The organism is Pseudomonas sp. RA_35y_Pfl2_P32 (assembly GCF_963970735.1).
Lineage (GTDB): Bacteria > Pseudomonadota > Gammaproteobacteria > Pseudomonadales > Pseudomonadaceae > Aquipseudomonas.
Window position 1 is genome coordinate 23,933 of record NZ_CAXAQF010000032.1, and the last position, 21,139, is coordinate 45,071.

General features: G+C 62.4%; 18 protein-coding genes. 14 read left to right on the forward strand and 4 right to left on the reverse strand.

The window, feature by feature from the left end; all coding sequences use genetic code 11:
* Position 1 precedes the first annotated feature (1 nt).
* Genes tssK through AACY45_RS25085 form a run of 5 tightly spaced genes read left to right on the forward strand, consistent with a single transcriptional unit; the run spans position 2 to position 7,487 of the window.
* Positions 2-1,333 carry a type VI secretion system baseplate subunit TssK gene (gene tssK / locus AACY45_RS25065; RefSeq protein ID WP_339548055.1) on the forward strand — a complete coding sequence of 444 codons (1,332 nt, stop codon included), beginning with the start codon at positions 2-4 and terminating at the stop codon, positions 1,331-1,333.
* A gap of 5 nt (positions 1,334-1,338) precedes the next feature.
* Positions 1,339-2,214, forward strand: a complete 876-nt coding sequence (gene icmH / locus AACY45_RS25070) for a type IVB secretion system protein IcmH/DotU (RefSeq protein ID WP_339548056.1) — start codon at positions 1,339-1,341, stop codon at positions 2,212-2,214.
* 13 nt (positions 2,215-2,227) lie between these two features.
* Entirely contained in the window at positions 2,228-5,755 is a 3,528-nt protein-coding gene (tssM, locus tag AACY45_RS25075) for a type VI secretion system membrane subunit TssM (RefSeq protein ID WP_339548057.1), read from the forward strand.
* A 5-nt stretch (positions 5,756-5,760) separates the two neighbouring features.
* Positions 5,761-6,483 carry a PP2C family protein-serine/threonine phosphatase gene (locus AACY45_RS25080; RefSeq protein ID WP_339548078.1) on the forward strand — a complete coding sequence of 241 codons (723 nt, stop codon included), beginning with the start codon at positions 5,761-5,763 and terminating at the stop codon, positions 6,481-6,483.
* Entirely contained in the window at positions 6,480-7,487 is a 1,008-nt protein-coding gene (locus tag AACY45_RS25085; RefSeq protein ID WP_339548058.1) for a serine/threonine-protein kinase, read from the forward strand. The genes AACY45_RS25080 and AACY45_RS25085 overlap by 4 nt, the downstream gene beginning before the upstream one ends.
* Before the next feature lie 200 nt (positions 7,488-7,687).
* Here the strand turns inward: AACY45_RS25085 and AACY45_RS25090 are convergent, their stop codons facing one another.
* Positions 7,688-8,806 (reverse strand): succinylglutamate desuccinylase/aspartoacylase family protein, encoded by a 1,119-nt coding sequence (locus tag AACY45_RS25090; protein ID WP_339548059.1) that lies wholly within the window; start codon positions 8,804-8,806, stop codon positions 7,688-7,690.
* A 249-nt stretch (positions 8,807-9,055) separates the two neighbouring features.
* Here AACY45_RS25090 and AACY45_RS25095 point away from each other — a divergent pair, with 249 nt between their 5' ends.
* The 7 genes from AACY45_RS25095 to AACY45_RS25125 are packed head-to-tail and all read left to right on the forward strand — an operon-like array spanning position 9,056 to position 16,652.
* Positions 9,056-10,657, forward strand: coding sequence for a 5-guanidino-2-oxopentanoate decarboxylase (locus tag AACY45_RS25095; protein WP_339548061.1), 1,602 nt, complete (start codon positions 9,056-9,058; stop codon positions 10,655-10,657).
* A gap of 34 nt (positions 10,658-10,691) precedes the next feature.
* Positions 10,692-12,275: an amidohydrolase gene (locus AACY45_RS25100; protein ID WP_339548062.1), complete on the forward strand. Its 1,584-nt coding sequence runs from the start codon at positions 10,692-10,694 to the stop codon at positions 12,273-12,275.
* Positions 12,276-12,324: 49 nt separating this feature from the next.
* Positions 12,325-13,140 (forward strand): ABC transporter ATP-binding protein, encoded by an 816-nt coding sequence (locus AACY45_RS25105; RefSeq protein ID WP_445261221.1) that lies wholly within the window; start codon positions 12,325-12,327, stop codon positions 13,138-13,140.
* Positions 13,141-13,192: 52 nt separating this feature from the next.
* Positions 13,193-13,969: a transporter substrate-binding domain-containing protein gene (locus AACY45_RS25110; protein ID WP_339548063.1), complete on the forward strand. Its 777-nt coding sequence runs from the start codon at positions 13,193-13,195 to the stop codon at positions 13,967-13,969.
* A 36-nt stretch (positions 13,970-14,005) separates the two neighbouring features.
* Positions 14,006-14,719 (forward strand): ABC transporter permease, encoded by a 714-nt coding sequence (locus AACY45_RS25115; RefSeq protein ID WP_339548065.1) that lies wholly within the window; start codon positions 14,006-14,008, stop codon positions 14,717-14,719.
* Between the two features lie 12 nt (positions 14,720-14,731).
* Complete coding sequence (locus AACY45_RS25120) at positions 14,732-15,421, forward strand: ABC transporter permease (protein ID WP_339548066.1); 690 nt, start codon at positions 14,732-14,734, stop codon at positions 15,419-15,421.
* A gap of 49 nt (positions 15,422-15,470) precedes the next feature.
* Positions 15,471-16,652: a pyridoxal phosphate-dependent aminotransferase gene (locus tag AACY45_RS25125; RefSeq protein ID WP_339548068.1), complete on the forward strand. Its 1,182-nt coding sequence runs from the start codon at positions 15,471-15,473 to the stop codon at positions 16,650-16,652.
* A gap of 56 nt (positions 16,653-16,708) precedes the next feature.
* Here the strand turns inward: AACY45_RS25125 and AACY45_RS25130 are convergent, their stop codons facing one another.
* Positions 16,709-16,918 carry a hypothetical protein gene (locus tag AACY45_RS25130; RefSeq protein WP_339548069.1) on the reverse strand — a complete coding sequence of 70 codons (210 nt, stop codon included), beginning with the start codon at positions 16,916-16,918 and terminating at the stop codon, positions 16,709-16,711.
* Between the two features lie 235 nt (positions 16,919-17,153).
* On the opposite strand from AACY45_RS25130, the gene AACY45_RS25135 reads away from it, so the two are divergent.
* Both AACY45_RS25135 and AACY45_RS25140 read left to right on the forward strand, forming a co-directional pair.
* Entirely contained in the window at positions 17,154-18,074 is a 921-nt protein-coding gene (locus tag AACY45_RS25135) for a LysR family transcriptional regulator (RefSeq protein ID WP_339548071.1), read from the forward strand.
* Between the two features lie 77 nt (positions 18,075-18,151).
* The gene (locus AACY45_RS25140; protein WP_339548072.1) at positions 18,152-18,517 is read left to right on the forward strand and encodes a 5-carboxymethyl-2-hydroxymuconate Delta-isomerase; all 366 of its coding nucleotides are present in this window, start codon (positions 18,152-18,154) and stop codon (positions 18,515-18,517) included.
* A gap of 15 nt (positions 18,518-18,532) precedes the next feature.
* On the opposite strand, the gene AACY45_RS25145 is transcribed toward AACY45_RS25140, so the two are convergent.
* Together AACY45_RS25145 and AACY45_RS25150 are read right to left on the reverse strand one after the other, a co-directional pair.
* Complete coding sequence (locus AACY45_RS25145; protein WP_339548073.1) at positions 18,533-19,468, reverse strand: LysR family transcriptional regulator; 936 nt, start codon at positions 19,466-19,468, stop codon at positions 18,533-18,535.
* Between the two features lie 102 nt (positions 19,469-19,570).
* Positions 19,571-20,755, reverse strand: coding sequence for a cyanate transporter (locus AACY45_RS25150; protein ID WP_339548074.1), 1,185 nt, complete (start codon positions 20,753-20,755; stop codon positions 19,571-19,573).
* Positions 20,756-21,139 lie beyond the last annotated feature (384 nt).

Genomic DNA, 21,139 nt, shown 5'->3' on the forward strand with positions numbered 1-21,139 from the left:
CATGAACTCCCATAAAGTCATTTGGCAGGAAGGCATGTTGCTGCGTCCGCAGCACTTCCAGCACAACGATCGCTACTACGACCACCAGATGAAGACCCGCACCCAATTGCTGGGCAGCTACATCTGGGGCTTCCTCAACCTGGACATCGACTTGCAGTTCCTCAACATGGGCAAACTGGTGATTAGTCAGGCATCGGGGATTCTGCCGGACGGTAGCCTGTTCGAGTTGGGTGGTAACACCGAGCCGTTGGCCCTGGACGTGCCACCGAACACCGGCAACACGCCAATCTATCTGGCGTTGCCGCTGGTCACCGGCAACCACATCGAGTCCCGTCGCCCGGAGCAGTCCGACGTGCTGGCGCGCTATACCGCGTACGAAGCGGAAGTAGCCGACTCCAACGCTGGCGACGACTCCGCCAGCCAGGTCAGTTGCGCTCGACCGGACTTCAAGCTATTGCTCGGCGAGCAGCAGAGCGATCAGGCGTACGTGAAGCTGAAGATCTGCGAAGTACTCGATACCACGCCGGACGGCATAATCAGCCTCGACTCGGAATTCGTACCAACCTACATCCAGGCGCACGCCTCCAGCTACTTGCTGTCGTGCCTTAAGGAAGTAATTAGCATGCTCGGCAACCGCGGGGACGCCATTGCTGACCGGATCCGTTCCAATGGCAAGGTGGGTGGTGCAGAAGTCGGCGACTTTATGATGCTTCAACTGATCAACCGTACCGAACTACTGCTGCGTCACTACCTCAGCCTGGAACAGGTGCATCCGGAAGAGTTGTACCGCACGCTGCTGACCATGCTCGGCGATCTGGCGACATTCTCCAGCGAAAGCAAACGTCCTCGTCTGGACAGTCGTTACCAGCACAGCGATCAGGGTGCAAGCTTCCGTAAATTGATGGACGCGATCCGTCAGGTGTTGTCGATGGTGCTGGAACAGCACGCCATTGAGTTGGAGCTGCAAGCGCGTCAATACGGGATCATCGTCTCGCCATTGCACGACCACAAACTACTAGGTTCTGCCTCGTTTGTACTGGCGGCGAGTGCCAACTGCGATTCCGAAGAACTGCGCCATCGCTTACCGGCGCACCTCAAGGTCGGCCCGGTGGAGCGTATCCGTCAACTGGTCAACCTGCACCTGCCAGGCATCAAGGTCAAACCGTTACCTGTGGCCCCGCGGCAGATTGCGTTCCACTCCAACAAAACCTACTTCATTCTCGAACTCAGCTCCGAAGACTTGGCGCGACTCGAACGCTCCGGCGGTTTCGCGTTCCACGTGTCCGGCGAATTTGCCGAGCTTGAACTGAAATTCTGGGCCATCAGGAACTGACCGACATGATCAAGGATACGGAATACAGCCAGGACGATAGAACCGTCCTGCTCGACCGTCAGGGCCACGGCCCGGCGTCGAGTCCGATGACGGATTTTGCTGCGCCGCCACGCTTCGAGCAGCTCGAAGAACGCATGATCTACGCTGCGCGCTTGCGCCCGGCCGAAGCGTTCAATATCAGTCTGAACTCGCTGGTGGCTGCTGCCTCAGAATTATTGTCTGAAGTAGTGCGGCTCAAGCACAGCAGTACCCGCGAAGACATGCTTGTGCTCAACGAGCGACTGACCACCGGGCTGAAATTATTTGAAGTCAGCGCCTTGCACAATGGCGTAGAAAGCAGCCAGGTGATGGCTGCCCGTTACGTGCTCTGCACCGTGGCTGACGAAGCTGTCGTCACCACGCCGTGGGGTAACGAAAGCGAGTGGTCGCAAATGAGCCTGCTCAGCAGCTTTCACAACGAAACCTTCGGGGGTGAGAAATTTTTCCAGTTGCTTGATCGGCTGTCGAAAAATCCGGTCAAGCACCTGCCGATGCTGGAGTTGATGTACCTGTGCCTGTCTTTGGGCTTCGAGGGCAAGTACCGCGTACAGGCCCGCGGCATGCTCGAACTCGACGGCATCCGCGACGCCTTGTATCGCCAGATCCGCCAGTTGCGCGGTGATGTACCACGCGAGTTATCACCGCACTGGGAAGGCCTGAGCGATCAGCGCCGCAGCCTGGTACGTATCGTGCCGGCGTGGATGGTGGTGCTGTTCACCTTTGTTTGCCTAGTGGTGATGTATTCGGGCTTCGCCTGGGTACTGGGCGAGCAACGCGATACCGTTCTGCAGCCTTATCAGTCGTTTGATCCGGCAGCGGCCCAGCCGCAGTCGCAGCCGTAAACAGGGACGCGTAATGAAAAAGCTTTTCAAGAAAGTCGGTGCATTCTTGCGCAAGACCTGGGTCTGGACGCTGCTGCTGGTGCTGTTTGTCGCGCTCATGGTGTGGTTCGCCGGGCCGCTGCTGGCGGTTGATGACTACAAGTTTTTGGAAGGCTCGACCTCCCGCTTGCTGACCATCAGTGTGCTGTTCCTGTTCTGGGGCCTGACCATGGTCTTTGTCAGTTGGCGCGCGGGTGTTCGCAAAAAAGCCATAGAAGACACGGAGTACGGCCAGGATCGTATCCGCCGCGAAGAACAGATCGACGAAGAGCAGAAAGAGTTAAGGACGCGTTTCAAAGACGCGCTGAAAACCCTGAAGACGTCGAGCCTGTATCGTGGTCGCAGCGAACGCTGGCGCAGTGATTTGCCGTGGTACCTGCTGATCGGTCCGCAGGGCAGTGGCAAAACCAGCTTGCTGGACTTCTCGGGGCTTGAGTTTCCGATCAACAAGATTGATCGAAAACTGACCCGCGATACCCTCGGCACCCGTCACTGTGACTGGTATTTTGCCGATCACGGCGTGCTGATCGACACCGCTGGCCGTTACTTGACCCAGCCAGATGCCGACGTCGATGGCAGTGCCTGGAGCACGTTGCTCGACCTGCTGCGCAAGCGTCGCCGCAATCGTCCGCTGAACGGTGTACTGGTGACCATCCCGGTGGAAACCCTGTTGGGCGGCAGTGAACAGGAGCTTGAAACCCTGGCCCGCCAAGTGCGTGCGCGCTTGCAAGATGTGCATCAGAAATTGCACGTCGATGTGCCGATTTACCTTGTATTGAGCAAGGCTGATCGCCTGCTTGGTTTCGATGAGTTCTTCGACCAATTGACTCGCGAAGAAAGCGATCAGGTGCTCGGTACCAGTTTTCGCAAGGATCAGAGCGGCACTGATGTGACGGTGCTGCGCACTGAGTTCGAAGCGTTGCTGCATCGCCTCAACAGCCAGGTGATCATGCGCATGTACCAGGAGCGTGATACCCAGCGCCGTGGCCGCATCCTCGACTTCCCGCATCGACTGGGGAAAATCGGCGAGCGTCTGTGCCTGTTCGTCGATATGGCGTTCACCGGAAACCGCTACCAGCGTGTAAGCCAGTTGCGCGGTTTCTACTTGACCAGCGCACCGTATCTGACTGAGGAAATGGACGCAACCACCGCAGGTATCGGTGCCAACCTGGGCATGAACGCCGGCGTGCTGCCGACGCTGCGCAGTGGCCATTCGCGCTTCATCCACCATTTACTCAGTCGGGTAATTTTCCCTGAGGCCGATCTTGCAGGCCTGGACAAACGCGAACGCAGCCGCATCCACTGGGGCCAGCGTGCGCTGTACGTGGGCGCACTGGCCGCACTGACGCTATTGGGCATGCTCTGGGCGGGCGGTTTCTCCGCGAACTACGAGCGCCTGGAAAACCTGCGTAACCTGGCACAAAACTGGAGCCAACAGAGCTCGACCCTCACCACCCGTGATGACTCCATGGCGGTGCTCAAGACCCTCGACACCCGCTACGCGGCTACTCAGGTGTTCCCAAAAAAAGGCGATGTGGGTTACTACGAGCGTGGAGGTCTGTATCAAGGTGAAGACGTTAATCCGGTGGTTAAGACGGCCTATGAACGTGAGCTTGAAGGACAGCTATTACCACGGGTCGCGACCCTGCTAGAAGGGCAGATTCGCGCCAACATGAAGGACCGCGAACGCCTGCTCAATAGCCTGCGTGCGTACCTGATGTTGAATATGAAGGATCGCCGCGACGCGCCATGGCTCAAGGACTGGGTTGCCACCGAATGGTCCCAGCGATACACCGGCAACACCACTGTGCAAAACGGCTTGAACAGCCACTTCGAGCGCTTGCTACAACAGCCGTTTATCTATCCGCTTAATGATCAGTTGGTGGCTCAGGCGCGTCAGGTTTTACGCAGTGAGTCCCTGGCTAACGTGGTATATCGGATGCTGCGCGAGCAGGCCCGTAACCTGCCGGAATACCGTTTGAGCCAACATCTTGGCCCACAGGGGCCGCTGTTTGTTGGCACCGATTACGTGATCCCGGGGTTCTACACCCAACAGGGCTATCAGCAGTATTTTTCGGTTAAGGGCTCGATGCTGGTTACCGATATCCTGAGTGACAACTGGGTACTGGGTGAAGGCTCGAGTATCAGTGGTATGGACTTACGTCGCCTGATGGTCGAACTCGAGCAGCTGTATTTTCGCGACTACGCCAACTACTGGGGTGAGGCAGTGGGCCGGATTGCGCTGCCGGCCATCAACGATTTTAGTGACGGCGCGGAGCAATTGGCTGGCCTGACATCTGCCAATTCGCCGATCCTGCAACTGCTAGTGGAAGTGCGTGAAAACACCCGGTTCCCAGTGGTCGCTGACACGGCAGATGACGCCGCCGATGCGGCAGGGAAACTGGCAGATAAGGGCGGTAAGCTCGGGAAACTAGCGGTCACCGCGGCCGGTAAGGCGGCTGACGCCTTGGTGAAAAAATTGCCGGACACCGCGAAGAAGTCCCTGCAAAGTCGCTTTGAGTCGCTGCACCGCTTGCTGGATGACAACAACGGCCCAACCGCTGACCTGATCCCGGCCCTGACCGCCCTCAATGACCTGCAAATGCAGATGGCCAGCCTGGCCCGTGCCAGTTCGCCAGAGCAAGCCGCGTTCGAAATGGCCAAGACCCGTATGGGTGGCCAGCGTGATGCGCTGAGCAACCTGCGCAATGCGTCGGGCCGTCTGCCGCGCCCGGTGAGTGTGTGGTTCAACGTATTGGCTGAAGACACCTGGCGTCTGGTACTCAGCGATTCTTATCGTTATCTGAATCAGCGCTATCAGAGTGAGCTATACAGCTTCTACGACAAAGCGATCAGCAAGCGCTATCCGTTCAGCGCCCACAGCGCCAGCGACGTAGCGATCAGCGACTTCCGCGAGTTTTTCAAGGCCAGGGGGATTGCCGACCGCTTCTTCGACAGCTACCTGCGTCCGTTTGTCAGCGGTGATCCGGGTAACTACCGCATGCGCAGTGTCGATGGTCACAGTCTACCGATCTCCAAGGTCTACCTTGATCAGATGGCCGCCGCGCTCGTGATCCGCCAGAGCTTCTTCGCCGACAACCCAGCCGAACCTCAGGTGCAGTTCAAACTGGAGCCTTACACCCTCGACCCGGCTGTCAGCCGTTCCGAGTTCAAGTTTGGCGACAAGACCATCGAGTACCGTCATGGCCCGATAGTACCGGTGTCGTTCAAATGGCCAACCGACGCTGAAGACGGGCGTACCAGCCTGGTACTCGACAAAATGGTCGGCCGCCCGCTGGGTATCGAGAAGAACACCGGCCCTTGGTCGTTGTTCCGTCTGTTTGATTTGATGCAGACCGAATACCTGACCGGCCGTGACGTGCTGGTGCTCAAGGCTGACATAGGAGGCCTGCGCGCCAACTACTTGCTGACCAGCCAGCGCACGCCAAATCCGTTCGACATGGGCGTGCTGCGCACCTTCCGCATGCCGGTGCAGCTTTGACGCTGATGGCCGGCCCCTGGCGCAGCGCAGCACGCACCGATGCCGGCAAGGTTCGGGCGCGCAACGAAGATGCTTTTCTGGACGCTCCACAGCAGGGGTTGTGGGTGGTTGCGGACGGCATGGGCGGTCATCAGCGGGGCGATATCGCCAGCCAGTTGATCGTCGCCAGCCTGGCGGAACTGCCAGTGCAGGATGATTTCGACGAACGACTCAAAGGCATTCGCCAGTGCCTGCACTGGCTCAACCGTCGTTTGGGTCAGGAGTTGACCGTCACCGCCGGGCGCCACGACAGCATCATGGGCAGCACCGTGGTGGTGTTGCTGGTGGAAGGCAATCGTGCGGCCTGTATCTGGGCCGGCGATAGCCGTTGCTACCTGTGGCGCGGCCAGCGTTTGTATCAGCTCTCCAAGGACCATTCACTGCAACAACAACTGATCGACGAACAGCAAATGAGCGTCGAACAGGCCAAGGCCCATCCTGCCGCATATGCCTTGACCCGAGCGGTCGGGGCGGCGGAGCAATTGACCCTGGATGTGCTGGAGCTTGAGATCTGTCCCGGCGATGCGTTCTTGCTCTGCAGTGATGGTCTGTACCTAGGACTTGGCAGCGATGCACTCGGCGACGCCTTGAGCCTGACCGCGCCGCAGGTTGCGCTAGATCGTTTGTTTGACGGTGCACTGCGTGGCTCGGCCCGGGACAACCTGACAGCTGTAGTGATCCGGCAATGACTGAACACATGCGACCGATCGACGACCTGCTGGAGAGCGAGGCGCAGGTCAGCAACCTGACCTACTTTGCGTTCGCCAAGTCGTACAAGGCTGAAGCCGTGCTAGCGCCAACCAGGGCTACCATCGGTGAAATACCCGATGTGCTGGCAGGCCGTTACCGCATCGAGCGCTTGCTCGGTGCCGGTGGCATGGGCGCGGTTTACCGTGCACGAGACTTGCTGAGCGAACAGTTCGGCGATCCCGACCCTTACGTCGCGCTGAAAGTTCTCAGCGAAGAATTCGCCGAGTCGCCGGACGCCAGTGCGTTGCTCTACAACGAGTTCGCCCTGACCCGGCGCCTGCGGCACGACAACGTGCTGCGTTTGCACACTTTTGAGGTGGACACTGACTGCCAGCGTGCCTTCGTCACCATGGAGTTCATGCGTGGCTTGACCCTGGATAACTTACTCTGCGAGCGTCCCCAAGGCCTGCCGTGGGAGGAATTGCGCGACATCGTGCTGCCGCTGCTCGATGCACTGGCCTACTCTCATGCTCGCGGCGTGCTGCATGGTGATATGAAGCCGAGCAACGTGATGCTCAGCGAAGAAGGCGTTCGCCTGTTTGACTTCGGCCTCGGTCAAGCGGAGAGGGGCATCCTGCCCGACCTGCCGCACTTGAGTCGTGAGCGCTTCAATGGCTGGACACCGGGCTACGCTGCGCCAGAATTGCTCGAGGGCCAAGCGCTGTCGGCCAGTGCCGATGTGTACGGAGTGGCTTGTGTGATCTACGAGCTGGCCGGAGGCAAGCCCCCGTTTCGCCGAGTGCCCTCGAACCAAGCCCGCAATGAGCATCTGGAGCGCGAGCTGCAAGCACCTAAGAACTTACCGAAACACTGCTGGCCAGCCCTGCGAACGGCACTGGCTTTCGATGTGGCGGACCGAACGATCACTGCCAAACAATTGCGTGACGCTTTCGCTGTCACTTCGTCCTGGCTGCAACGCTTGATGCATTGGCGTAACGGATGACTACGTGATGCATTACTTCCTTGTCGAACTTCGGTTTCCAACTCATAACCCGAGCGCTCCGTCAGGTCTCGGTAGAACTCCAAGACTTTACGGGGCGATTCAAACCCCTGGCCCGCCTGACCCGACCGCGAAGCCTCCTGGCACAACCTGCCAACGTATTGTAGGACCGAGCAACGATCTCAAGCACACCACGCACCTCATCACGCCGAAACCACCACCCCACCCGCCAACGGCTCCGCCCCCGCCACCTTGCACAATTCCACCCCCGCCGCGGCATAGCGGATGGCGCTGCGCATGTACATCACCCCACTCGTGGTGCTGCACACCACCTGGGTCGTGCCGCTGATGGGGTCAATGAGGTGGACCACCGGTTGATCGCACTCAATCCAGGCCCCCGGGCTGTGCAGGAACACCACCAGCCCGGCGCACGGGGCGCGCAGGGTCAGGGAGCCGTCGAAGGGGGTGATGGGTTGGAGCAGGGCCGGTAGCGGCGGCGCGGTCCCGGCGAGGAGTCCTCGGTGCTGCAGGAAGGCGCAGAGCGCGGCGGCGTCCTGGCGGGCCAGTGGATGCTCGACTTGCGCTTCGCCACGCAGCTCGACGGTGGCAGCCACGCAACCGAACGGTATCGGGAAGCGGCCTTCAAAGTGTTGCGCCAATCGCCACCACGGCTGGCCGCAGGCTTCGTCGAACGAGCCGGCGCCGGTGCCGCTGGCCAGCAGGGTGGCCTGGGCGCCGATGTAGCGGGCCAGGGGTTCGAGTTGGGCCTGATAGGGCGTTTCGCCGTAGAGGTGGACCACCGCCTGGGCATCGCAATGCAGGTCGAGGACGAAGTCGGCGTCGTGGGCCAGCAGCAGTTGGGCCTGGCGCAAGGAGTCGAGCTCGGTGCCCGGCAACATCCGCTGCAAGGCTGCGGCCATGGCGCGGCGAATCAACTGCAGATTGTGTTGCGGGTCGTCGTTCAGCTCAGCGCCAAGCTGCGCCTGGATCATCTGAGCCAGGTCCGGGTAACGCCGGTTGAAGTTCTCGCCGCTGTTGAAGTCAAAACGACCCATGGCATCGTGCATCAGGGTCTGTTCCAGGCCGATCGGGTTGGCGATCGGCACCAGCACGATTTCCCCGAGGACCTCGCCACGGGCCTCAGCCTCGTCCAGCAGCAAACGCAAATGATGCAGCGCCAGCATGCCGGGCAACTCGTCGGCGTGCAGGCTGGCTTGCAGGTACACCTTGCCGGCGCCCCCGGGCTGACCGTAATGCAGGCTGATCAGCTGGCGCTGGGTGCAGGGATTGCGGGTCAAGAGGGGGTGGTGCCGGACGTGCATGGGGTCTTCCTTATGGGGGCCGTCGCAGCATCTTTATGAAAAACACCGACCCCCACAATCGAATAATTTGCCCGCCACTGGTGAGCAATATGATCCTTTCGTCCGGTCATCGACGGCCGCTCTGTTCAATTAAATTGGACAAAGACGCAAATTTATTTCGATTGATGTAATTATTTTGTCACCAATACTAGAGCCCTCGAATCAGGCCGCGCATGCCTGACATAACCATAACAATACAGAGGTGCTCGCATGACCAGTTGTGCCCAGGCGCTCGTCCAGTTACTCGAAGGCTATGGCGTGGAGTCGGTGTTCGGCATTCCCGGCGTGCACACGGTCGAGTTGTATCGCGGACTGCACGGCAGTTCGCTGCGCCACATCAGCCCACGGCACGAACAGGGCGCCGGGTTCATGGCCGACGGTTATGCCCGCGCCAGCGGCAAGCCGGGGGTGTGCTTCATCATCACCGGCCCCGGCATGACCAATATCCTCACTGCCATGGGCCAGGCCTACGCCGACTCGGTGCCGATGCTGGTGATCTCCACCACCAGCCGTCGCGAACACCAGCGTCTGGGTCACGGCTACCTGCATGAAATGCCCGACCAACGTGCCGTCGTCTCCGGGGTCTGCGCCTTCAGCCATACCCTGCAGCGCCCACAGGAATTACCTGAAGTGCTGGCCCGCGCCTTTGCGCTGTTCAGTTGTGCGCGGCCGCGGCCGGTGCACATCGAAATCCCTCTCGACGTACTGGAGATGCCGGCCGATGGCCTCGACCTGCGTCCGCGCCCCTTGCCGCAAGCCCCGGCCCCAGCGGCGGTGAACATCGACGCGGCGGTGCAACTGCTGGTCGCCGCGCGCAAGCCATTGATCCTCGCTGGCGGCGGCGCCCGGCGTGCCGGCCCGGTGCTGCAAGCGCTGGCCGAGCGGCTGCAGGCCCCCGTCGCCCTGACCACCAATGCCCGTGGCCTGCTGGCGCCGGAGCATCCGTTGTTGCTCGACGGCGTGCAGTCGTCGGCCCATGGCCGGGCGCTGTTTGCCGAGGCCGACGTGGTCCTGGCAGTCGGCACCGAACTGGGCGAAACCGACTACGACTTCTTTGGCCTCGGGCCGCTGGTCCTGAATGCACCGCTGATTCGCCTGGACATCGACCCACTGCAGATTCTCGGCGCGGCCCGTGCCGATGTCGGTTTGCTGGGGGACGCCGGGCAAGGTCTGTTGGCGCTCCTCAACGCCGTGCCTGAGCGCGCCGCCAGTGACTGGGCCGACCTCAGCGTGGCGCGGGTCAATGCCGCCGAGCGGGCGAGCTGGAGCCCCAAGCAAAACGTCATGCAGCAGATGCTCGACACCCTGCGCGACAGCCTGCCAGCGCCAATTGTGGTCGGCGACTCGACCCAACCGGTGTATCAGGGCGCGTTGGGCTACCGGGCGCCGCAAGCCAACAGCTGGTTCAACGCCGGCACCGGTTTCGGCACCTTGGGCTACGGCTTGCCGGCGGCGATCGGCGCCAAGCTGGCGATGCCCGAGCGCCCGGTACTGGCAGTGGTGGGGGATGGCGGGGTGCAGTTCTCCAGCGCCGAGTTGATCGCCGCGCGTGAAGCCGAAGCCGGGGTGATCGTGGTGCTGTGGAACAACCACTGCTACGCCGAGATCCGCGACTACATGACCGCCCGTGAGATCCCGCCACTGGGCGTCGACATCCTGCCGCCGGACTTCGCCGCGCTGGCCACGTCCTGCCACGTCCAGCACCAGTGCGTAAGCAGCCGCGAGCAGTTGCGCGAAGCGCTGATCCGCCTGGCCGACACCCGCCAGCCGGTCCTGCTGGAACTGGACGCCGCAGCCTTCCTGTCTGCCTGAGCACCCCTTTGCCGAACCCTTGGGAGAACGCCGCATGGAATTGCAGAAAAGATTTGCCCGTAAATGGATCGACCAGCACCGCCAGCAGTTGTCCGATTGGCACCAGATCATCTGGCACTACGCGGAACCGGCGTTTCGCGAGTACAAGTCCTGCGCCTGGTATGTAGAGCTGCTGCGCAAGGAAGGCTTCACCGTGGAAGAGGGCAGTGGCGGCATGCCGACCGCCTTCTGCGCCACCTTCAGCAACGGCAATGGCCCGGTGTTGGCCACCTATGCCGAGTACGACGCGGTCCCTGGCAATTGCCAGGCCGCGACCACCCGCAAGATGCCGCGTGACGGCCTGTCGCGGTTTGCCCCCGGCCACACCGATCCGCATTCGGCGCTGGGCATCAGTGCCCTGGGTGGGGTGCTGGCGGCCAAGGCGGCGATGCTCGAGTTTGGCATCCAGGGCACCATCCGCTTCTTCGGCGAGCCGGCCGAAAAGCTGCGCGCCTCCAAGCCGGTGCATGCCGCCAAGGGTTACTACGACAACCTGGATGCGGCCATCAGCTTTCACCCCACCTACATGCTGCCTCTGAACAACACCACCACCTGGGATACCCATTGCGGAATCGCCTACGCCTACATCTACAGCTTCACCTGCGAAGACCCGCAAAACTGGATCGCCGCCGACCGCTACAGCCCCATCCCGCAGAACCACCTGGCAGCCCGCGCGCCGGGGGCCAACGATGCGCTGATGCACTTCTACAACCTCAATGAAAGCCTGCGCCGTTCGACCCTGCCGTTCACCGGCCTGTGGAGCTACAACGAAGCCATCCTCACTGCCGGCCAGGCCACCGCCGACAACCTGCCGCCGCACCTGTCGCAGATCCAGTACCTGCTGCGTTGCGACTCGATCGAGCAGGCCGAAACCATTTCCTCGGTGATGGACAACAACGCCGCCGCCGCGGCGATGGCCACCGGTTGCCAGTGGAAAAAGACCTGGGTGTGCAAGTCCCGTGGTGGCTTGGCCAACCATGTGCTGGCCCAGGCCACCTACGACAACCTGGCCGCCATCGGCGCGCCGCAATGGGGCCTGGAAGCCTGCGAGATCGCCCGCGACATCCAGCGCAACCTGGGCCTGGAACCGATGGCCGAACCCTTCCTGCCGGCCATCGAACAATTGATCGAGCCGCAGGAGTGCGAACGCCAGATGCGCCTGCAAATGCCGGCCTGGCAGAAGTACCTGACCTCCGACGACTACCCCGAATACACCTGGCATTGCCCGACCGTGCGCCTGCTCGTCGCGCGGCCGATGCTCTCTGCGCCCGCCGGCCATGTCTATCCGGACTGGGTCTCCAACGCCCTGGGCGGCATCCCGCAGACCATCGACCCGATGATCGACGTGGCGGCCAAAACCATCGCCAGCACCTTGCTCGACCTGTTCTGCAACGACGACCTGCTGGCGGCGGCCAAGGCCGAGTTCGACCAGCGCACCGGCGGTGGCATCGGTGGTGAGCATTGGCAGGCGCCCCTGTTGCCCGCCGACTTCCAGGCGCCGCACCGTTTCCGCTGGCCGGAGTACATCACCACCGTGCGCGGCGAGGAGTGGTGGATTCCGGCGCGCGAGGACGAGTAGTGATCCGCAGCCCTGCGTACCGCACCCCCCAGCATTCGAGGAGCCAGACGTGCAAGCACTCACCAACGTGAACATCCCGCAGCCGGCAGCGGACACCTCGGTCGTTGCCATCGACGACCTGCACAAAAGCTACGCCGACCACCACGTGCTCAAGGGCATTTCGATGCGCGCCAAGGAGGGCGAGGTGGTCTCGCTGATCGGCTCCAGCGGCTCGGGCAAGAGCACGCTGCTGCGCTGCATCAACCTGCTGGAAATTCCCTGCAGCGGCAGCCTGCGCATCAATGGCGAAGAAGTACGCCTGAAGACTGGACGCCATGGGGTCGCGCAGGTCGCCGATCCGCGTCAGGTCGAGCGCCTGCGCACCCGCCTGAGCATGGTGTTCCAGAGCTTCAACCTGTGGCCGCACCGCACAGTGCTGGAGAACGTCATCGAAGCCCCGGTCTATGTGCTCGGTGAGGACCGCAAGGACGCCACCGCCCACGCCGAGCAACTGCTGGAAAAAGTCGGCCTGATCGACAAGCGCAATGCCTACCCGGCGTTTCTGTCCGGCGGCCAGCAACAGCGCGTGGCCATCGCCCGGGCTTTGGCTATGCGCCCGCAAGTGATGCTGTTCGATGAGCCGACCTCGGCCCTCGACCCGGAGTTGGTGGGCGAAGTGTTGCGGGTGATCCAGGGCATCGCCGAGGAAGGCCGCACGATGATTCTGGTGACCCACGAAATGGCCTTTGCCCGGGATGTGTCGAGCAAGGTGATTTACCTGCACCAGGGCCGGGTCGAGGAAGAAGGCCCGCCCCAACAGGTACTGCTGGATCCGCGCAGCGAACGCTGCCGGCAATTTGTCATGGCCCAGGACAACCGCGGGTAACCGCGTCGGTTTTTTCAACCTCGATAACAACAACCTGAAAGAGGCACCCTGCATGAAAAAAACTCTGTTGGTTACCCTGCAAGCCTGCTTGCTGGCCGGCATCGCGAGCAGCGCGATGGCCGCGGACAAACTGGTGTTCGGCATCGCCCTGGAACCCTATCCGCCGTTCTCGTTCAAGAGCGGCAAGGGCGATTGGAGCGGCTTCGAGCCGGAGATGATCACCGCCGTCTGCGCCCGCATGCAGGCCGAATGCAGCCTCAATGAAATGTCCTGGGACGGTCTGATCCCGGCGCTCAAATCGCAGCAGGTCGACGTGGTGCTCAACTCCCTGTCGATCACCCCCGAGCGTCAACAGGTGATCGACTTCACCCAGCCGTACTTCTTCACCCGCGCCCTGTGGATCGGCGAGCGCAACCTGGAACTGGACCCGACCCCGGCCGGCCTCAAGGGCAAGATCATCGGCGTGCAGGGCTCGACCACCCACGCCGCCTTCGTCAAGAAGTACTACGCCGAGGACTCGACCATCCGTTACTACAACGACCAGGACGACCTGCTTGCCGACCTACGCAGCGGACGTGTCGACATCATGCTGGCCGACCAGTTGGTGGTCGAGCCGCTGCTCGAACTGCCAGACAACGCCATGCTCGCGAGCAAGGGCGTGGCTCCGATGGACCCCTTGTTCGGCGACGGCGTGGGGGCTGGCGTGCGCAAGGGGAGCGACGCCTTGCGTGAGCGCCTGAACGTGGCCCTGCAAGCGATGCGTGCCGACGGCAGCTACGAAAAAATCCGTGAGCGCTACTTCAAGACCGACATCTCGGCCCTCGAGTAAGCCGGTACCTCAAGCAAACCCAGCGAAGGTGTGCTCATGACTGTTTCTGAAATTTCCCGGCTGTTTTTTGCCGACGGTTGGCTCCAGGCCCTGGCGCAGGGCATGGTGAAAACCCTGGGTATTTCCCTGGGCGCCTTTGTCCTGGGCCTGTCGATCGGCCTGATCGTGGCCATGGTCAAGCTCAAGGGACCACGCTGGATGGTGCTCTGTGCCAATTGCTACACCACCCTGTACCGCGCAGTGCCGGAGCTGTTGCTGATCCTGCTGCTGTATTACGCCGGTGCCGACCTGATCAACCTGACGATGGCGGCGCTCGGCCAACCGAGTGTCGAAATCAACGGCTTCATGGCCGCCGTGGTGGTGCTGGGCATCGTGCAGGGCGCGTACTCGGGGGAGATCATCCGCGGGGCAATCGAATCGATACCCCATGGCCAGATCGAAGCCGCGCGCGCCTATGGCATCAACCGCTTGATGCTGGTGCGCCGGGTGATCCTGCCCAGCATGCTGCCGTTCGCCATCGCCGGGCTGTCCAACCTGTGGCTGGTGCTGGTCAAGGAAAGCGCGCTGATCAGTGTGGTGGGCTACAGCGAACTGCTGACCGCCGGGCGCCAGGCCGCGGCCTCGACCAAACACTACTTGCTGTTTTACCTCGCGGTCGCGGCGTTCTATTACCTGATCACGCTGGTTTCCAGTTCGGTGTTCCGGCAGGTCGAAGTTCGCTTCGAACGCTGGATGCCACGGCACTCATAGGGAAGGGCAGGCATGGACTTTCAGTGGTTGAGCAGTTTTTACAACGAGTTGGTCAAGGGCGCAGGGCTGACCCTGCAGCTGTTGCTGATCTCGGGTTTCTTCGGGTTCCTGATGGCGGTGGGCGTGGCCCTGGGGCGCTTGTCGAAGAACCGCTTCCTGGCCAACGGCCTGCGGTTCTACACCAGCGTTCTGCGTGGCACGCCCTTGCTGGTGCAGATCTACGTGCTTTACTACGGCGTGGGTAGCCTGTTCGCCACCTTCCCGTTGATTCGCGGCAGCCTGTTCTGGCCGTACTTGCGCGAGGGTTTCTGGTACGTTGCGTTCGCCTTGACCCTGAGCGTTTCGGCCTATGTTGGCGAAGTGCTGCGCGGTGGCCTGCGTGCGGTGCCGCGCGGCGAACTGGAAGCGGGGCGGGCCTATGGCATGCGGCCCTGGCTGGTGCTGCGGCGAGTGTGGATGCCGCGCGCCTTGCAGATGCTGCGCCCGACCCTGGCAGGGGAGAGCGTGATGCTGCTCAAGGCCACGGCGCTGGCCTCCACCGTCGCGGTCACCGACTTGCTCGGCGCCGCCAACCTGGTGCGTGCGCAAACGTTGCGGGTCTATGAGCCGCTGCTGGTGGTAGCGGTGATTTACATCATTCTGGCGATCTTGATCGAACAAGGCTTTGCCCGTATCGGCAAAACGCCCCAACGACAGGCCTGACTTCACGCTGTGTTGATACGTCGGCCCGAGGGCTCACAAGGAGTTTTTTATGAAATATTCGTCCATGGTCCAACGCATCAGCGGTGAGACGGTCAGCGCCTGGGACATTCATTACGCCGCGTGTGATGCACAGGCCCGGGGTGAAGATGCCATCGTCCTGAGTATCGGCGATCCGGACTTCGCCACCGCCGACGAGATCTGCGCGGCCGCGATCCAGGCCCTGAACGAAGGCGACACCCACTACTGCCACGTGATCGGCCGCCCGGCCCTGCGCGAGGCCATTGCCGCCAAGCAGACCGCCTTGCTCGGCCAGCCGGTGTCCGCCGCCAACGTGGCCCTGGTGGCCGGTGCGCAGAATGGTTTGTACGCCACCGCCATGTGCCTGTTCGAAACCGGCGATGAAGTGCTGGTGCCAGCACCGATGTACCTGACCTACGAGGCCAGCATCCAGGCCAGCGGCGCGCGTCTGGTGCCGATTGCCCAGCCGGCGGAAAACGATTTCCGCCTGACCCTGGCCGCCATCGAGGCGGTGGTGACCGACAAGACCCGCGGCATCGCCCTGGCCACACCCAACAACCCCACCGGCAACGTCTACACCCACGAGGAACTGGAAGCCGTGGCCCTGGTGGCCCAGCGGCACAACCTGTGGGTCATCAGTGACGAGGTCTACGGCCAGCTCACCTACGATCGCGCGCACCAGAGCGTGGCGACCCTGGAAGGCATGGGCGAACGCACCGTGGTGCTCAACAGCCTGTCCAAATCCCATGCCATGACCGGCTGGCGGGTGGGCTGGGTGGTCGGGCCACAGGCGCTGATCGGCCATCTGGATAACCTGCTGCTGTGCATGCTGTATGGCTTGCCGGGCTTCATCCAGGCCGCCGCGTTGAAGGCGCTGGAACTGGATGAGCAGGTGGTCGGGCAGGCACGTGAGCTGTATCGCCGTCGGCGTGACCTGGTGGTCGCCGGGTTGCGCAACGTGCCGCTGCTCAAGTGTAAGGTGCCCGAGGCCGGCATGTTCATGTTGGTGGACGTGCGGGATACCGGCCTGTCGAGCACCGATTTCGCCTGGCAGCTGTTCCGCGCCACGGGTGTCTCGGTACTCGATGCCAGCGCTTTCGGGGCCAGCACCGCCGGTTTCGTGCGGATCTCCTTCACCGTCTCCGATGCTGCGTTGAGCGATGCCTGTGGGCGTATCGCCGGCTTTATCGAAGGGCTTCGGGCGCGCAACTGAAGGTTGCGCCTGGCACCCGGCGACCCGCGTGAGCGGGCCGCTGGGCGTCATCCGCGTCAAGCCTGTTTGTGGCCCAACTGCTTGTGGATCAGGTCATACACCTGCTGGTGGGTGGCGTTGTTCAGCAGCTTGGTCTGGCAAGCCCGTTTCAGGAAGTCTTTGACCTCTTTCTTCACGGTCTCAGGGTAAAGCCCTGCCACATACTCGGCTTCATGTTCCTCGGTGCAGTTGAAGTGCAGGTCGTCTTTGGCTTTGTCTCTGGCCACGGGTTGCTCCTTGATTATTGATGACGGTTTCGCACGGATGTGGCGAAACCTGTCTGAGGGTAATCAGGTTTTTTCCGTGGGCCAGCCCTGCCGACGAAAAAGGAAAAGGCTGTACGACGTCGGTGGCGTCGCGCGAAATGTTAAACGCACTCGTGCAATCAATCGTCGATGTCGATGGACGGCGCTCCCCACGGCTTCATAAACTGTCGCCAGTCTTGGAGACTGGGGGCGGTAGATGAATCGCAATGAACTGCGCAAGGCCGACATCAACCTGATGGTGGTGTTTGAAACGCTGATGCTCGAACGCAACGTGACACGCGCGGCGGAAAAGCTGTTTCTCGGCCAGCCCACGATCAGCGCGGCCCTCAATCGCCTGCGGACCATGCTCAACGACCCGCTGTTTATCCGGGTTGGGCACCGCATGGAGCCCACGGCGCGGGCCGAAGAGCTGATCCAGCATCTGTCTCCGGCGCTCGATGCCTTGTCCTCGGCCCTGAGCCTGACCCGCGAGTTCGATCCCGCCAGCAGCACCATGACCTTTCGCATCGGCCTGTCCGATGACGTCGAGTTTGGCCTGCTGCCCCCACTGTTGAGCGCCTTGCGCCAGGAAGCGCCACAGGTGGTGTTCGTGGTGCAGCATGTCGACTACTGGCGAATTCCCGACTTGCTCGCCTCTGGCGATATCACCGTGGGCATCAGCCAGACCCGTGGCCTGCCGGCCAATGCCAAGCGCAAATTACTGCGCCACATCCAGCCCAGCATCCTGCGCGCCGACGCCTCGGACACGCCCCTGACCCTCGACGAATACTGCGCCCGGCCCCACGTCCTGGTCTCGCACACGGCCAACGTCAGCGGCTATGCCGATGAGTGGCTGGCCGAGATCGGTCGTACCCGCCAAGTGGTGTTGTCGGTGCCGCAATACAGTGCCTTGCCGGCCTTGCTGGCGGGTACCGACCTGATCGCCAGCCTGCCGGACTACACCGCCACCGCCATGGCTGCCTCGGGGCAGTTGTTCAAGGAGCCGTTCCCGTTCCACACCCCGACCCTGGACCTGTCCATGGTCTGGCTCAGCCACGTCGACACTGACCCGGCCGAGCGCTGGCTGCGTTCGCGCCTGGAAGCCTTCATGAGTGACCGCGGCGCGGCGCAGAGCTAGACCTACGTCGCAGAGGGCGGCAGGAGCGGTCTGTGCTATACCTAGGCGCTTTGATCGTGACCTCAAGGAGCACTGCAATGCCTCACCTGCACATGGAATACACCGACAACCTGCCAGGGCTCAACGCGGACGTGGCGTTGCTGCGTTTGAACCACGCGTTGGCCGGTTCCGGGCAGTTTGCCGACGAGTTCGACATCAAGAGTCGGGCCGTGCAGGTGGGCGCTTTCCGGGTGGGCACTGGCATGGGCGAGCGAGGCTTCGTGGCGGTGCGGCTGGCCATACTCAGCGGCCGTTCGCCGACGATCAAGAAGCAATTGTCCGATAGCCTGTTGGCGGTCCTGCAGGAGCTGTGTGAATGGCCGGCCGGGGTCGAGGTGCAACTGAGTGTCGAGGTGCTGGACATCGACCGCGAGTCCTACACCAAGACCGCCATCGGTCGCTGAGACCCGCCGCTTCCGTCAACCCAGCGCTTGCGCGGCGCAGGCCTCGAGCACCTGCTCGCGCAGCCAGGCGTTGGCGCTGTCCTGGTCGCGGGCCTCGCTCCACAGCATGTCCAGGCTGAACCCCGGCAAACCCTGGGGCGCCTCGAAATGGCTGAACCCAGGCTCGCTGGCCAGCAACTGCTGGATGCGCCGGGGCATGGCCAGCAGGTAATCGGTGCCGACAATCAACTTCAGCGCCGCACTGTAGCTGTTGGCCCGGGCGACCACCTGCCGTTTGTGGGCCTGTTGCGCGAGCCAGCCGTCGACCATGTTGGTGCTGGAGGTCCAGGGCGTAGGAAAGACATGCCGGCGCTGGGCGAAATCCTGCAGGCTGAAGCGCGGCGTCGGGTGCGGCGCGCGCGGGTCGACCACGCACACCAGGTCATCGGTGAGCAGAACCTGGGACTTGAAGTCGCTGTGGTTCTGATGAAAATTCGGGCCGAAGCCGATCACCAGGTCCATGCGGCCGCTGCGCAGATCCTCGGCGGGAATGTCGCTCTCGAGTTTGTGCACATTGATGGTCACCGGCAGGTCGACCTGGGCGAAGCGTTGCAGCAGGCGCGGCAGAATCAACTGTTCGAAGTACTCCGGGGCGCAGAGGTTGAAGGTCACGGCCCGGCGGGTCGGGTCGAACGCCTGGACCCCGGCATGGCACAGGTTGATGCTCTCGATGATCTTCAGCACATGGGGGTACATGCTGCTGGCCCTGTCGGTCGCCCGCATGCCGGTCCGGGTGTTGATGAACAACTCGTCCTCGAAGCTGGTGCGCAGTTTCTTCAGGCAATAACTCACAGTGGACTGGCTGACACACAGGGCGTCGGACACGCCGCTGACATTGCGCTGTTCATAGACCGCGATGAACACCATGAGGTCTTGCATATCGAGCTTGCGCAGCAAGTTACTGTTGAGCATCCATACCATCCGTTGGGCGGCGTGCGCAGGTTGCGCGCACGCCTGAACCAGGGATGCTAACGGAAGGCGCGGCTCAGGACCATGCGCCGCAGACCGGCCTGCTCAGTCGATGTGCCTGGCGTAGTGGCGTGGGTCAAAGCGCAGGACCATCACCATCATGACCAGCACCACCGCCGTCAGCGCCCACCAGGCCCATTCGAAACTGCCCAGTTGATCGCGGATCATCCCGGCAATCAGCGGCGAAACCCCGGCAATCAGGTAGCCGATGCCTTGCACGAAGGCCGTCAGGCCGCCCGCGCGCTGGGGGTTGTCGAGGTGGTCCAGGGACACGATCAGGCTCATGGGAAACAGCCCGCCGATGCCCAGCCCCAACAGGCACGGCCAGAGCAGGCTCAGGAACTCGGGGCTGAGGATCAGCCCACAGAAACCGGCCACGATCAGGCCCAGCAACACCATCAGCACCAGGCGTTTGTCGCGGCTGCGGTTGGCCAGGGCCGGGGTCAGCAGGCCGGAGATGACTTCCATGGCGGTCAGGAACCCCAGCAGCAGGCCAGCACTTTGTTCGCTCCAGCCTTTCTCCACGTAGTAGGGCGCCAGCCATGCCAGCACACAGGTGTAGGACGCCGTACCCAGGCCAAAGAAGATGGCCAGCAACCAGGCGCGGCGATTGCCGGCAAAGGGTGTGTGGTTGGCTGTCGGGCTGGCCTGGGGAGCGATGGCCGAGCGTTGGGCGTACCAGAACAGCAAGGCGACAACCGCCAGTGCCGCCCAGATCGCCAGGCCGATGCGCCAACTGCCGGTGTGGATCATCACCAGGGGAGAGAATGACGCGGCGATGGCTGCGCCGGCCATGATCGAGGTGACGTACAGGCCCATGAACAGCGAGACGTTGTCGCTGAAGCGGGATTTGATCAGCGCTGGCAGCAGGGCCTGGATCAGGGCAATGCCGATGCCGGCCAGGACGGCGCTGACGATCAGTTCGGCGGCCGAGTCGAGCAACAGCCGGGAAGCGGTGGCCAGGCCGATGATCAGCAGCGACAGGACCACGGTGCGATGTTCGCCCAGGTAGCGGCTGATGCGCATGCCGAAGAACATGGCCAGTCCCATGGCCATGACCGGCAGCATGGTGAGCAGGGAGGCGAGGCTGAAGCTCAGGGGGATGTCGTTGCGGATGCCGGTCAGCAGCGGGCCGATGGCGGCCATGGAGGGGCGCAGGTTCAGGGCGACCAGGACGACGGCGAGCATCAGCCAGATGGCGGGGCGGGTGGTGGCGCGGACGGTTTGCATAATCGGACCTTGGGGGGCGAGGCCTGAATTAGGCGGGTAGGGGGTGGGGGGCGGCAAATCAGAAAGTCGGCGGGGGGATTTAGAAATTAAATTTGTTGGGGGTGGGGGGTATATCCGTTGCTGCGGTAACGGCTGCTATTGGTTCCGCCCTTACGGCGGGTCACTTGGAAAAGCCCCAAGTAACCAAGGGCTCTTGCCCCTTACGTACGGCCCCTCGCTAGGGCTCGGGGTACCTTCGCTACGGTGCCCATCCGGGGGCATCGCCTCCGGTTTGCTTCGCTGCACCTCCTCTCGATGTATGCGGCTTCGCCGCACGACGCTACGCGCCTCCCCCCCCTGATGGACACCTTCGCTCAGCCTGCCGATGGGGCGGGTGGATCAAGA